This is a genomic window from Stenotrophomonas mexicanensis, from assembly GCF_032911605.1.
GTDB lineage: Bacteria > Pseudomonadota > Gammaproteobacteria > Xanthomonadales > Xanthomonadaceae > Stenotrophomonas > Stenotrophomonas maltophilia_A.
In genome coordinates this window covers 1-12839 of record NZ_JAWJTG010000068.1, presented here as the reverse complement: position 1 = coordinate 12839, position 12839 = coordinate 1, and the positions used below count along the sequence as shown (strand labels likewise).

Here is a 12839-nt window from a genome sequence, read left to right as displayed (position 1 = left end):
CGCATTCCACCTTATCCCCGCGCCTGTCGGCGCGCCCCCTTGAACAACAAGGGGGCTCTGCTCCAGACCGGGTTCGGTGCACTGATCAGTAGAGCCAGGCCACGCCTGGCTGCGGTAGTGCCGGCCGCTGGCCGGCAAACCTGAGACGGTTGGATTGCTGGAGACGCCGGCCAGCGGCCGGCGCTACCAATCCCCGGCCAGCAACGCGTCGGCCAGTACCTGCAGCTTCGGCGAATGCTGGCGCGACGGTGGGTAGATCAACGACAGTTCGCGGCTGCGGCCTTCGAACGGCTGCAGCACGCGCTGCAGGCGGCCATCGGCCAAGGCGTCGGCCACCGCGAAATCCATCACCTGCACGATGCCGATACCGGCGATGGCCGCTTCCACCAGCGGATCGCCGCTGTCGAACACCATCCGCGTCGGCGGCGTGAACTCGCGCAGTTGCCCGTCCTGCAGGAACTGCCAGTCCACCAGCCGGCCACTGCGCAGGTTGCGCACCGCCAGGCAGGCATGGTCCTGCAGCGCGGCCACATCGTCCGGTGCGCCACAGCGGGCCAGATAGGCGGGGCTGGCCACCGTCACCCAGCGCAGCGGCCGCAAGGGCCGCGCGACGATGCGCTGGTCGGCGATGACGCCGGTGCGCAGCGCGGCATCGAAGCCTTCCTCGACCAGATCGACCAGGCGGTCGCTGAGCACGGCTTCCACCTGCAGCTGCGGATGCTGCTGCAGCAACGGCGCCAGCATCGGCACCAGCACCTTGCGCCCGAACATCGACGGCGCACTGATCTTCAACGTGCCCGAGGGCGTGCACGGGCGGTCGGCCAGTTGCCGCTCGGCATCGTCCAGGCCGGCCAGCAGCGGTGCCACCTGTTCGACGAACTGGCGGCCATCCGGGGTCAGCGCCACATTGCGGGTGTTCCGCTGCAGCAGCTTCACCCCCAGCGTGGCTTCCAGCCTTCCGATCGCGCGCGACAGGCCGGACTGGCTCAGGCCCAGTTGGCCGGCGGCCACGGTGAAACTGCGGGCTTCGGCCACCTGCACCAGCATGCGCACCGCATTGAGGTCCATCGAGGCTCCATTCATGCCGAAAATCATGACAGATATGGTCGTGGAGGGGTTTATTGATTGGCTCGCATCAATGAGACTGCGCTCCCCCACCGCGCCAGACCGCCGATGCCTCCCCTCAAATACCCGCGCTGGGCGCTGACCCTGCTGGCCACCGCCCAGCTGATCATCGCCCTGGATGCCACCATCATCTTCGTTGCCTTGCATGACATGGGTCGCGCGCTGCAGATCAACGCGCAGCAGCTGCAATGGGTGGTCAGTGCCTACACCGTGGCCTTCGGCGGCAGCCTGCTGCTCGGCGGGCGCGCCGCCGACCTGATCGGCCGCCGCCGCTTCTACCGGCTGGGCATGCTGCTGTTCGCGCTGGCCTCGCTGCTCGGTGCGCTGGCGCCGAACGCCACGCTGTTGATCATCGCGCGCGCCGCACAAGGCGTCGGGGCGGCGCTGCTGTTCCCGGCCACGCTGGCGCTGATCAACACGCTGTACGCCGAAGGCCCGATACGCAATCGTGCGCTGGCGATCTGGAGCATGGCCAGCGCGGTCGGCCTGGCGCTGGGCACGCTGCTCGGTGGCGTGCTGACCCAAGCGTTCGGCTGGCCGGCGGTGCTGGCGGTGATCGTGCCGCTGGCCACCGCCTGTGCAGTCGCGGCCGGCGGGTGGTTGCCGGCCGATGGTCCACGGGTGCAGGGCCGTTCATTCGATCTGGCCGGTTGCCTCACCGTCACCGCTGGCGGCAGCCTGCTGGTTACCACCCTGGTGCAGGGGCCGGAGTGGGGCTGGACTGCGCCGGCCACGCTCATCTGCCTGCTGCTTTCAGCCGTACTGTTGACGGTGTTCGTACAGATCGAAAAGCGCAGCCGTGACCCGCTGATGCAGTTTTCGCTGCTGCGCCTGCCCGGCCTGCGCGCGGCGCTCGGCCTGACCTTCGCCTTCATGAGCAGCTATGGCGTGCAGTACTACTTCCTGGCGCTCTACTTCCAGGATGGCTATGGCTGGAGCCCGCTGCAGGCCGGTATGGCCTTCCTGCTGCCGACATTGGTGTGCACCTTCGGCATCCGGATTGCCGAACGCATGCTGCGGCGCCGTTCGCCACGGCAGGTGCTGGCCTGGGGCTTCGCCGCAGGTGCCGTCGGCATCGCCGCGGTGGCCCTGGCGATGCCGCATGGCGCCAGCTACTGGCCGCTGTTGCCGGGCATCGTAGTGCTCAGCGTCGGCCAGGGCATGAGCTGGACGGCGATGTGGATCGTGGCCGGGCAGGGCGTGCCGGGTCCGCAGCAAGGCGTCGCGTCCGGCATGGCGGCCACCGCCCAGCAGATCGGCGGCGCCTTGGGATTGGCGGTACTGGTGATGGTCGCCAATGCCGCGCGCGGCACGCAGGCGGCAACCAGCCCTGATGCGTTGCAGGGCATGGTCAATGCACAGTACGGCGCCGCGCTGTTCGCCGCGCTCGGCGTGGTGATCGCGCTGGGCCTGCGCCCGGCAACAGTAGTGGTAGTGCCGGCCGCTGGCCGGCAAACACAATGACCCAACTACCCTGAGGTTGCCGGCCAGCGGCCGGCACTACCAACCCGGGATGGATCCACGCGCGTTCAACCCAATGCCAGCAACTGCGGTTGCAGCGCGCTGAAGATCCGCGCCAGCCGCTCCGCCCATGCCTGCTGCCCGGCGGCATCGGCGATCAGGTCCTGGCGGATCTCCAGTTCCACGTGCACCAGCCCGCGGCCTTCGCCATGCACCGGCACCGCGTAGTCGCTGGTGCTGCTGACCGAATAGGGTTCATTGTCACCCACCACCAGGTCGCCTTCGTCGCGCAGTGCCTGCAGCAGTGCATGCGCAAAGCGCGTGTCCTGGTGGTACAGCACGCCGGCATGCCACGGCCGCTGCATGCCGTTCATCGCTGGCGTGAAGCTGTGCATCATCACCAGCAGGGTGGGGCGACCGGCATCGCGGCGTGCGTCCAGTTCGGCGTCGATGCGTGCGTGGTACGGCGCGTGGATCGCATCAATGCGCTGTTGCCGCTGCGCCGCCGACAGCCCGGCATTGCCCGGGACCACGGTGTGGTCGCTCACTTCCGGAATCAGCGTCGGCGAGGCCAGTGGGCGGTTGCAGTCGATCAGCAGCCGCGAATAGGTCTGTTCGATCGCCCATGCATCCAGCCGTTCGGCCAGTGCGCGGGTGGTGCCGGCAATGCCGATGTCCCAGCCGATGTGGCGGTCCAGTTCGACCTGTGGCAAGCCCAGGCCGGCGAGGGCGCGCGGCACCTGCTGGCCGGCGTGGTCGGCCAGCAGCAGGTACGGCGAAGCGCCCTGCGGCCGGTGGAGGGTGTAGATCGCCGGATCGTCAGCGCCAAGTAGCGCCGGCAGTGCATGCAGGCCGGCGTCAGCCACGCGGGCGCCCGTCCAGGTGGTGCTCGATCATCCACAGGCCGGCCCACAGCTTGGCATCCAGCTCGTAGCCTTCGCCCATCTTCTGCACCAGCCACGCCGCTGCCTGCGCGCGCGGAATCTCGTGCACGGTGATGTCTTCGCTGTCATCGCCGCCACCTTCGCCGATCCGGCGCAGGCCGGTAGCGCGTACGAAGGCGATCTTCTCGCTGCTGGCGCCGGACGACGTCGGGCCGATCATCAGCACTTCGGCGTGATCGGCGGTCCAGCCGGTTTCTTCTTCCAGTTCGCGCACGGCCGAGACTTCAATCGATTCGCCGGCGTGGATGTCGCCGACCAGGCCGGCCGGCATCTCGATGGTGGGTGCCTGCAGCGGCACGCGGAACTGCTCGACGAACAGCACCTTGTCCTCCGGGGTGACGGCGATGATGATGGCGGCCAGGCCACCGGCGTGGGTACGTTCGCTGTATTCCCAGGTGCCGCGCACCAGCATGCGCTGGTACTTGCCTTCATAGACGACACGCGGGGCTTCGGTGTTGCGCTGGCTCATGCGGGCTCGCTGGAATTGGAAAAGGATGGAGTGGGAACGGGGTCGGCCACACCGGCGGCATCGAACAGCCGGCGGCGGGTCATCGGGCCGAAGCGCAGGGTCTGGCACAGGCCACCGAGCAGCTCCGGGTCGGCCGCCTGGCGCAGCAGACCGGGTTGGCTGCCGTCCAGCGGCGCGTCCAGCGCGATGGTGGTCAGCTGGCGCCAGAGCTGGGCGTGCTCGCGCTGTTCGCGCAGGCGCACCGCCATCTGTGCCGCGCCGCGCAGGCGCAGGAACGGCACTTCGTCCAGGCGTTCGTACAGCGCATCCATGCTGCCGAAGTGGGCCAGCAGCACGGCGGCGGACTTGCTGCCGACACCACTGACACCGGGAATGTTGTCCACCGCATCGCCGCACAGTGCCAGGTAATCGGCGATCTGGTGCGCGTGCACGCCGTGCCGCGCCTTCACTCCGGCTACGTCCCAACGCTGGTTGCGTGCGTAGTCCCACTGCTCGTCGTGATCCAGCAGCAGCTGCGACAGGTCCTTGTCGGCGGAGATGATCACCCCGCGGTGGCTGCCACGGTGCACGTGCAGGGCGCTGCCGATCAGGTCATCGGCTTCGTATTCGTGGTGGGCAAGCACCGCAAGGCCCAACGCCGCGCACAGCGCCTTGCAGTGTACGAACTGGCGCTTGAGCGCTTCCGGCGCCGGGTCCCGATTGGCCTTGTAGGCAGGGTACAGGCGATGGCGGAAGCCGCTGTCGAGCGCTTCGTCGAAGGCGATGGCGATGTGCCGGGGGCGCTCGCGCTCCAGCAGGTCCAGCAGGAAGCGGGCGAAGCCGTGCACGGCGTTGGTCGGCCAGCCCTGCGCGTCCTGGAACTGGTCTGGCAGCGAATGCCAGGCGCGGAACACGTAGATGCTGGCATCAACCAGGTACAGCGACGGCGGCGGAGCCGGCAGGGTCATGCCGGTGGCGTCCAGTCGCGCAGCAGGGCCGCCGGATCGGGGCGCTCGCGTTCGGGTACATCGGCCTTGGGCGTGCCAATGTGGATGAAGCCGGCGATGCCTTCGCCTTCGGCCAGGCCCAGATGTGCCTGCACGACCGGGTCGAAGGCCATCCATGCAGTCAGCCACTGCGCACCGAAGCCCAGCGCCTGCGCGGCCTGCAGCAGGGCGAAGCAGACGCAGCCGGCGGTCATCAGCTGTTCCTGTTCGGGCACCTTCGGGTCCGGGCGCGGGCTGGCGACCACCACGATCACCAGCGGCGCATGGCTGAAACGCTGGCGGTCCTTCTCGAATACCGCCTCGCCGGCATGCGGGTCGCGCTGGCGGCTGCGCTCGGCCAGGAAGTCGCCCAGAGTGTGACGTGCATCGCCGGCAATCTTCAGGAAGCGGAACGGTACGCGCTTGCCGTGGTCGGGCACGCGCACGGCCGAGGCCAGCATGCGCTGCAGGGTGGCTGGATCCGGTCCGGGCTCGCCCAGTTGCCGCGAGGGCACCGAGCGGCGGGCATCCAGGGCAAGCAGGGCAGCGGGGTCGGGCATGGAGTCTGAACCGGTCATCACGGGTGTTTGATTATAGTCGGGGTGGTCAATGACGCCGTCTGTGTCGCGTCCCGCCCCTGAATATCAAACTGTGATGAACATCATGCCACTGGCGGGAAAGGGACGACCGCTTCCTCTCGCCTCGTGGGCCTCGCACGGCTTACGATATCTATCTTGCCGGGCCGCCGGTCATGAGGTTTGAAGTGAGGACTGTTTCACTGTCCGTGACGGGCTGGCCGGCCTACCATCGACGTACCGGTACATGGGGTGTGCCGGCCGTCGCGATGTCCATGCTGTCTGTCGTACCAGAGAAGGTGGGGAGCCTTCCCGAATGATGAGCGCGCCCACACCGATGGGATCGCCGGGCCGTGACCCGGTCCAGCTTCAGCGTGCCCGGGACATGGTCCTGCCGGCGCTGTGCCTGGCGTTCGGGGCCGCACTGGCGCGTTTCGACGATGCACTGTTCGACCGCGCCGGCAATGCTGGCTCGTCGCAGCTGCTGTTCCTGGATGCGATGCGCGAGCTGCGCCGTCGCCGTGAGGACATCGCCGCCGCCTTCGCCGGCCACCTGCAGCGGGCCTGGGATGCACTGGCCAGTGGCGAGCCGTTGTCGGCCGAAGCCACCCTGTCCGGGCCGGCCGAGGATGGCCTTAGCCTGCTGGCTGAACATGTACTGGAATCGCGGCTGGCGGTGCGCAACTTCGCTACCGTGCTGCTGCGCGACTTCAAGCCGGTGCTGGCGCGGCTGGATCGCCGCCTGGGCCGGCTGATCGGTGGCCTCGAACTGGATGCCGACCACAACCCGATCAGCCCCGAGCACCTGGGCGTGGCCATCCACGAGGCCTTTGCCGGCTGCGAGCTGGCCCCGGAAGTGCATCTGGTGCTGATCAAGCTGTGTGAGCGCGACCTGCGCGCGCCGGTGGGCCGCATCTACGAGAAGCTGGACGAGCAGCTGGCCGCCGCTGGCGTGATGTCGCAGATGGGGGCGCCGCGGCGTCCACTGTCTGCCGCGCCCGACCCGCGCATGGCGCCCGGGTCGGACGATCTGGTCGAGCCGCGCCACGCGGCGGGCTTCGAATCCGAATTCAGCGATGATGAACAGGCCGCGCCGGCCTGGGCACAGCGCTTCGCTGCGCGCTGGTCCGAGCGCCGTGGCCACATGCAGCAGCACCTCGGGAGCGAGGATGCCGGCAACGGCGAGGCGTATGCCGGCCAGCAGGGAATGCTGCTGGAGGCCCTGCATGAGCTGCTGCAGCAGACCCGTCACGTTCGTGAGGACGCCACCTCGGCAGCGCAGGTCGCGGTTGGCCAGCACCGCCCGTTGAGCCAGCGCGAGATGATGTCGGTGCTGTCGCTGCTGCAGGCCACGCCCAGCGCCACCCTGCGTGCGGCCATCGGCGAGGACGGCGAATCACTGGCGCAGCGGCTGAAGAGTGAAGTGCTGTCCAGCGCCACCCGTCTCGGCGTCGATCCTGGCCAGACCCGGCTGGACCCGCAGGACGAAGATGCGATCGATCTGGTCGGCATGCTGTTCGACGTGATGCTGGACGAACGCGAGCTGGAGGGCCGTTCGCGCGAGTTGATCGGCCGCCTGGTGGTGCCCTTCGTCAAGGTGGCGATGCTCGACCGCCGCATGTTCGTGCAGAAGACCCACCCGGCCCGCAAGCTGCTCAACTCGCTGGCCGAAGCCTGCGAGGGCAATACCGGCGAAAGCCAGGCCGAGCGCATGCTGATGGCCAAGGTCGAGGAAATCATCGAGCGCTTGGTTGCCGAGTTCAACGAGAACCTGGCGATCTTCCTGACTCTGGAAGAAGAATTCCGCGAATTCCTTGTGCAGCATCGCCGCCGTGTGGAGATCGCCGAGCGCCGCGCCGCCGAAACGCAGCGCGGCCAGGAGAAGCTGGAAATGGCCCGCAGCCGGGCGGGTGCCGAACTGGATCGCCGCATCGGCGATGCCACCCTGCCGCCGGCCATCGCTGAGTTCCTGCGCCAGCCATGGCAGCACCACCTGACCCTGGCGCTGCTGCGCGAGGGCGAGGAGGGCGCGTCGGTGGCCGAGGCACTGAGCCTGGCTGACGGCCTGCTGGAGGAAGTGGCCGAGGCCCGCCGCCAGATCGTCGGCAAGCCGTGGCTGCAGGCCTGGCAGCCGGTGCTGGCCAAGGTATTTGCCAGCGTCGGCGTGCACGGCGATGCCGCCACCGGTGCCATCGACGCCCTGCACGACACCCTGCAGGGCATTGCGGAATCGCGACCGGAACTGCAGCGCGCGCTGCCGGAGCTGCCGCAGGTTGCCTTGCCGGCGCCACCGGTGGCTGAGTCGCCAGCGGTGGAGCTCGGCGGGCAGATCGACGCCGACGATTTCGACAACGCCGACGCCGACCGCTTCCGACGCATGGAAATCGGCAACTGGCTGGACTTCGTCGACAAGGACGGCAAGGTGCAGGCCGGCAAGCTGTCCTGGGTCAGCCCGATTTCCTCGCGCCTGCTGTTCGTCAACCGCCGCGGCGTGCGCTTCTGCGTGGCCTCGCCGGAAGAACTGGCAGTGATGGTGCGGCTGGGCCGCCTGCGCGCCCACGTCGACGATGGCGCCTTCGACAGCGCGATGCAGGGTGTGATCGATCGGCTGGACCCGGGCAGCGCAACACTGCACTGAGCCGTGGCCGCCTGCTAGGATCGGGAAAACTCACCGATCAGCGGGGACCTGCATGGCCGTGGCGTTGCTGGGGATCAAGGAGACCGCGCCGGGCGAACGGCGCGTGGCGTTGACGCCGGAAACCGCGCGCAAGCTCGGTGCCTTGGGCATCACTGTCTGGTATGAGGCCGGCGCCGGTCTGGCGGCGGGATTTACCGATGCTGCCTATGACGACGCCGGTGCACGTGTGTTCGATGTAGGTCGCTGGGCCGAGATCGATATCCTGCTGTGCGTGCAGGCACCGCCGGTGGCGGTCCTGGAGCAGCTCAAGCCCGCTGCCAGCGTGGTCGGCCTGCTGACTCCGGCCAGTGATCCGGCGCTTGCGGCATTGGCCGCTGGCGACCGCCTGCACCTGTTCCCACTGCAGCAGCTGCCGCGCACCACCCGCGCGCAGGCGATGGATGTACTCAGCTCGCAGGCCGGCATGGCCGGTTACAAGGCGGCACTGATCGCGGCCGAGCGTGCGCCGCGTTTCTTCCCGATGCTGACCACCGCCGCCGGTACCGTGCGCCCGGCCAAGGTGCTGGTGATCGGTGCCGGTGTGGCCGGTCTGCAGGCCATCGCCACCGCGCGTCGTCTCGGTGCACAGGTGGAAGGTTTCGACGTGCGCCCGGAAACCCGCGAGCAGATCCAGTCGCTGGGCGCGCGCTTCCTTGATCTTGGTGTGAGTGCAGCCGGTGAAGGCGGCTATGCGCGTGCGTTGACCGATGAGGAACGCGCCGAGCAGCAGCGCCGGCTGGCCGACCACCTGCGCAGCGTGGATGTGGTGATCTGCACGGCAGCGGTACCGGGGCGACCGGCGCCGACGATCGTGACTGCCGCGATGGTGGAAGGCATGGCCACCGGCAGCGTCATTGTCGATCTGGCGGCAGAGAGCGGCGGCAACTGCGCACTGACCCAGCCGGGGCAGTGCATCGAACATCAGGGCGTGACCATCGATGGCCCGCTTGGCCTGGCCAGCCGCGGCGCGACCCAGGCCAGCGAGATGTACGCGCGCAACCTGCTCAACTTCGTCGCCTTGTTCGTGCGCGAAGGGGAGCTCAGTTTCGACTGGGACGACGAGTTGCTGGCGAAGACACGCTGGCAGGCGTGAGCCGGTAGCGCCGGTTGCCTTCCCGGTAGATCCACGCCATGCGTGGAGGAACGGCCCAGCGTGCGGACCAGGGTCCGCACCCACCCTGCGGATGCCGGCGTTACCGCGGCTTCGCCGGCGGCGGGTTGTCGCGCACCCAGTCCTTGCGTTGTTCCGGCGTCATCTGCGACCAGCGCTCGCGCAGGGCGTCGCGCTGTTCCGGCGGCATGTTCCGCATCTGACCGAACAGGGCCCGGGCCTGCTCACGCTGTTCCGGGTTCATGTGCTCGAAGCGGCGCAGGCCACGGCGGGCCTTGTCGCGCTCCTCCGGGCTCATCGATTGCCAGCGCTGGCCATGCGCAAGCATGCGCTGGCGCTGGCCGGCATCGGCGCTGTTCCAGCGGTCGCGCAGCGGCGCCAGCAGGGATTCGCGCTGCGCTTCGCTCAGGTGTTCCCACGCCGGCAGCGGTGCGGCCGGCGCAGGGCGTGCGGCAGGGGCGGGCGCGGCGCTCTGCGCCAGTGCCGGGAAGGCCGGCAGCAGCAACAGGGTCATCAGCAGGGGCAGGGTGTGCAGTCGGGACATGATTCACTCCATCGCCAGGTCGGTATCGCCCAGCCACAGGTACAGATCGGGATTTTCGTCGTAGAGCGCGCTGTTGTCTTCCGCCGAGGCAAGCACAGGTGCCGGCGCAGGGCCCGTCAGGGTGCCGTGGCCGGTGAACTGCAGGCCGATACCCAGTGCCACCACCAGTGAACAGGCACTGGCCAGCCACCAGCGCCAGCGCCCGCGATGGGCGGCCGTGGCGCCGTGGCGAGCCTGGCGCAGCCGGGCCAGCGTTGCCGGCGACAGCGCGTGCAGCGACTGCGCGTGCAGGCTGCGCAGGGTGTCATCGGAAGGCAGGGAGCGGTTCACGGGTGGGTCTCCAGATAATCCTGCAGCGCCTGGCGGGCGCGTGCCAGATGGGTTTTTACCGCGCCTTCGCTGCAGCCCATGGCGCGGGCGGTGGTGGCCCCGTCCAGGTCCTGCAGCACGCGCAGGGTGAAGGCCTCGCGCTGGCGGGCGGGCAGGCGGCGCAACGCGTCCACCAGCTGTTGGTACTGCTGGCGCTGTTCGTGCGCCTGTGCCGGGTCCGGGCCGGGGTCGGCCCAGTCGATCTCGCCGCCGTCGGCGTCCTGGTTGTCGCGCCAGAACGGCAGTCGGAAGCGGCGCCGGCGCTGCACGTCGATCACGCGCCGGCGCAGGATGCTCCAGAACAGCGGGGCCCATTCGGCAGCCGGCTTGTCGGCGTAGTCCAGCATGCGCAGCAGCGCGTCCTGCACCGCGTCCATGGCGTCTTCGCGCTGGCGCAGGCCGGCCTCGGCGAAGCGGAACGCGCGCGGGCCAACACTGGCCAGGAACGCCTCCAGCGACGCCGGCAGGGCATCGGTCTCGGCGCTCGGGGGGACGGGGCTGCTCACCAGCACAGGGTACGGTTCCTCGCTCGGGGTCACCATCGACAACGCGTGAGCGCGGCTTCGGTTGACGCCGGGCGCGCACCGGGTTCAGCCCATGGTTATGATGGGACGACGAAGACAGAGCAGGAGCGTTGCCGGTGAGTGACGGGTTCGTAGCGCTGTACATCTTCATGCTGGCAGCCATCGCCGGCCACGTGATCATTTCGCGGGTGCCGGTGATCCTGCATACCCCGCTGATGTCGGGCTCCAACTTCATCCACGGCATCGTGCTGATCGGTGCAATGGTGGTGCTGGGGCACGCGCAGACACCGCTGGAGAAAGCTCTGGGCTTCCTCGCCGTGGTGCTTGGTGCCGGCAACGCCGCCGGTGGCTACGTGGTCACCGCGCGCATGCTGGAAATGTTCAAGCCGAGCGCGCCCAAGGGCGGCAAGGACGAGCCGAAGGAGCCGCAGGCTTGAACATCAGCACCGTCGAACTGCTCGATTGGCTGGTCAAGGCCAGCTACCTCGTCGCCGCCACGCTGTTCCTGCTGGGCCTGCAGCGCATGGCTTCGCCGCTGACCGCGCGCAGCGGCATCCGCTGGGCCGGGCTGGGCATGCTGCTGGCCACGGTGGCGACTTTCTTCCTGCCCGAACTGCATAACGTGCCGCTGATCCTGGTGGCGCTGCTGCTGGGCGCGGGCCTGGCCTGGTGGTCGGCCGGCAAGGTTGCCATCACCGACATGCCGCAGATGGTGGCGCTCTACAACGGCATGGGCGGCGGCTCGGCCGCGGCCATCGGTGCAGTGGAACTGCTGCGCTACGCCTTCCTCGCCAACCGTGATACCAGCCACTGGAGCGCACAGGCGCTGGCCGACCTCGCTGCCCGCCAACCCTCGGGCATGGTGCTGCTGCTGGCGGTGGTCGGCGCGGCCATCGGTGCGGTGTCGCTGTCCGGCTCGGTGATTGCCTGGGCCAAGCTCGATGGCCGCCTGGACAAGCGGGTGACCTGGCCGGGCCAGCAGGTGATGAACCTGCTGGTGGCACTGGCGGTGGTGGTGCTGGCGATCATCGCGGCCAGCACGCTCAACACCTGGGCGATCGTCGCGTTCTTCGTGCTGGCACTGGCACTGGGCGTGCTGATGACGCTGCCGATCGGTGGCGCCGACATGCCGGTGGTGATCTCGCTGTACAACGCGTTCACCGGCCTGGCGGTGTCGTTCGAAGGCTATGTGCTGGGCAACGAGGCGCTGATCATCGCCGGCATGATGGTCGGCGCGGCGGGCATCCTGCTGACCCGGCTGATGGCCAAGGCGATGAACCGGCCGATCCGCAACGTGTTGTTCTCCAACTTCGGCGGCGGCGCCGGCGGCGAAGCGCAGGAGATCACTGGCGCGCAGAAGCCGATTGAAGCGTCGGACGTCGCGGCGATGATGGCCTACGCCGAACGCGTGGTGATCGTGCCCGGTTATGGCATGGCGGTGGCGCAGGCCCAGCACAAGATCTGGGAGCTGGCGCAGCGGTTGGGCCAGCGCGGGGTGAAGGTGAAGTTCGCGATCCACCCGGTGGCTGGGCGCATGCCTGGGCACATGAACGTGCTGCTGGCCGAAGCGGGTGTGCCCTACGACCTGATCGCCGACATGGACGACATCAACCCGGAATTTGCCAACACCGATGTGGTGCTGGTGATCGGTGCCAACGACGTGGTCAATCCGGTGGCACGTACCGACCCGGCCAGCCCGATCTACGGCATGCCGGTGCTGGATGTGGTCAACGCGCGCAACGTGGTGGTGATCAAGCGCGGCAAGGGCACCGGTTTTGCCGGCATCGAGAATGCGCTGTTCTACGCCGACAACACCCGCATGCTGTACGGCGATGGTGCGGAAGCGGCGGCCTCGCTGGTGAGCGAACTGAAGGCGCTCGACGGCGGGCATTGAGCGGCGGCTGCATCGGGGAGGTGCGGACCTTGGTCCGCATGCTTCTGCCGGCCAGCGGCCGGCACTACCCCCATCCACGCATGGCGGCTGCGCCCGGCACTACCGAATCCACGCGTGGTGGTTGCATCGGGTAGGTGCGGACCTTGGTCCGCACGCTTCTGCCGGCCAGCGGCCGGCACTA

General features: G+C 68.7%; 13 protein-coding genes. 5 read left to right on the top strand and 8 right to left on the bottom strand.

The window, feature by feature from the left end; all coding sequences use genetic code 11:
• Positions 1–183 precede the first annotated feature (183 nt).
• Positions 184–1068 (bottom strand): LysR family transcriptional regulator, encoded by an 885-nt coding sequence (locus tag R1L06_RS19780; RefSeq protein ID WP_317218551.1) that lies wholly within the window; start codon positions 1066–1068, stop codon positions 184–186.
• Positions 1069–1173: 105 nt separating this feature from the next.
• Between R1L06_RS19780 and R1L06_RS19775 the strand changes: the two genes are divergently transcribed.
• Complete coding sequence (locus R1L06_RS19775; protein ID WP_317218550.1) at positions 1174–2589, top strand: MFS transporter; 1416 nt, start codon at positions 1174–1176, stop codon at positions 2587–2589.
• A gap of 65 nt (positions 2590–2654) precedes the next feature.
• Here the strand turns inward: R1L06_RS19775 and R1L06_RS19770 are convergent, their stop codons facing one another.
• Genes R1L06_RS19770 through R1L06_RS19755 form a run of 4 tightly spaced genes read right to left on the bottom strand, consistent with a single transcriptional unit; the run spans position 2655 to position 5524 of the window.
• Positions 2655–3452 carry an N-formylglutamate amidohydrolase gene (locus R1L06_RS19770; protein ID WP_317218549.1) on the bottom strand — a complete coding sequence of 266 codons (798 nt, stop codon included), beginning with the start codon at positions 3450–3452 and terminating at the stop codon, positions 2655–2657.
• Entirely contained in the window at positions 3445–3999 is a 555-nt protein-coding gene (locus R1L06_RS19765) for an NUDIX hydrolase (protein WP_024957736.1), read from the bottom strand. Before R1L06_RS19765 ends, R1L06_RS19770 begins: the two co-directional genes overlap by 8 nt.
• Positions 3996–4946, bottom strand: a complete 951-nt coding sequence (locus R1L06_RS19760; RefSeq protein ID WP_317218548.1) for a 5'-3' exonuclease — start codon at positions 4944–4946, stop codon at positions 3996–3998. Before R1L06_RS19760 ends, R1L06_RS19765 begins: the two co-directional genes overlap by 4 nt.
• Positions 4943–5524, bottom strand: a complete 582-nt coding sequence (locus R1L06_RS19755) for a nitroreductase family protein (RefSeq protein WP_088028247.1) — start codon at positions 5522–5524, stop codon at positions 4943–4945. Before R1L06_RS19755 ends, R1L06_RS19760 begins: the two co-directional genes overlap by 4 nt.
• 331 nt (positions 5525–5855) lie before the next feature.
• On the opposite strand from R1L06_RS19755, the gene pacR reads away from it, so the two are divergent.
• Together pacR and R1L06_RS19745 are read left to right on the top strand one after the other, a co-directional pair.
• Positions 5856–8177 carry a PacR family protein gene (pacR, locus tag R1L06_RS19750; protein WP_317218547.1) on the top strand — a complete coding sequence of 774 codons (2322 nt, stop codon included), beginning with the start codon at positions 5856–5858 and terminating at the stop codon, positions 8175–8177.
• A 52-nt stretch (positions 8178–8229) separates the two neighbouring features.
• On the top strand, positions 8230–9309 hold the full coding sequence (locus R1L06_RS19745; protein WP_049422877.1) for an NAD(P) transhydrogenase subunit alpha: 1080 nt from the start codon (positions 8230–8232) through the stop codon (positions 9307–9309).
• A gap of 100 nt (positions 9310–9409) precedes the next feature.
• Here the strand turns inward: R1L06_RS19745 and R1L06_RS19740 are convergent, their stop codons facing one another.
• From R1L06_RS19740 to R1L06_RS19730, 3 genes are read right to left on the bottom strand one after another with little or no spacing between them, the layout of a single operon-like run.
• On the bottom strand, positions 9410–9871 hold the full coding sequence (locus R1L06_RS19740; RefSeq protein ID WP_125895497.1) for a DUF3106 domain-containing protein: 462 nt from the start codon (positions 9869–9871) through the stop codon (positions 9410–9412).
• Positions 9872–9874: 3 nt separating this feature from the next.
• Positions 9875–10201 (bottom strand): hypothetical protein, encoded by a 327-nt coding sequence (locus R1L06_RS19735; protein ID WP_032130086.1) that lies wholly within the window; start codon positions 10199–10201, stop codon positions 9875–9877.
• Positions 10198–10782, bottom strand: a complete 585-nt coding sequence (locus R1L06_RS19730; RefSeq protein WP_080356593.1) for an RNA polymerase sigma factor — start codon at positions 10780–10782, stop codon at positions 10198–10200. Before R1L06_RS19730 ends, R1L06_RS19735 begins: the two co-directional genes overlap by 4 nt.
• Positions 10783–10880: 98 nt before the next feature.
• Between R1L06_RS19730 and R1L06_RS19725 the strand changes: the two genes are divergently transcribed.
• Together R1L06_RS19725 and R1L06_RS19720 are read left to right on the top strand one after the other, a co-directional pair.
• Positions 10881–11201, top strand: a complete 321-nt coding sequence (locus R1L06_RS19725) for an NAD(P) transhydrogenase subunit alpha part 2 (protein ID WP_005408173.1) — start codon at positions 10881–10883, stop codon at positions 11199–11201.
• Positions 11198–12658, top strand: coding sequence for an NAD(P)(+) transhydrogenase (Re/Si-specific) subunit beta (locus tag R1L06_RS19720; protein ID WP_317218546.1), 1461 nt, complete (start codon positions 11198–11200; stop codon positions 12656–12658). The genes R1L06_RS19725 and R1L06_RS19720 overlap by 4 nt, the downstream gene beginning before the upstream one ends.
• Positions 12659–12839: the final 181 nt, after the last annotated feature.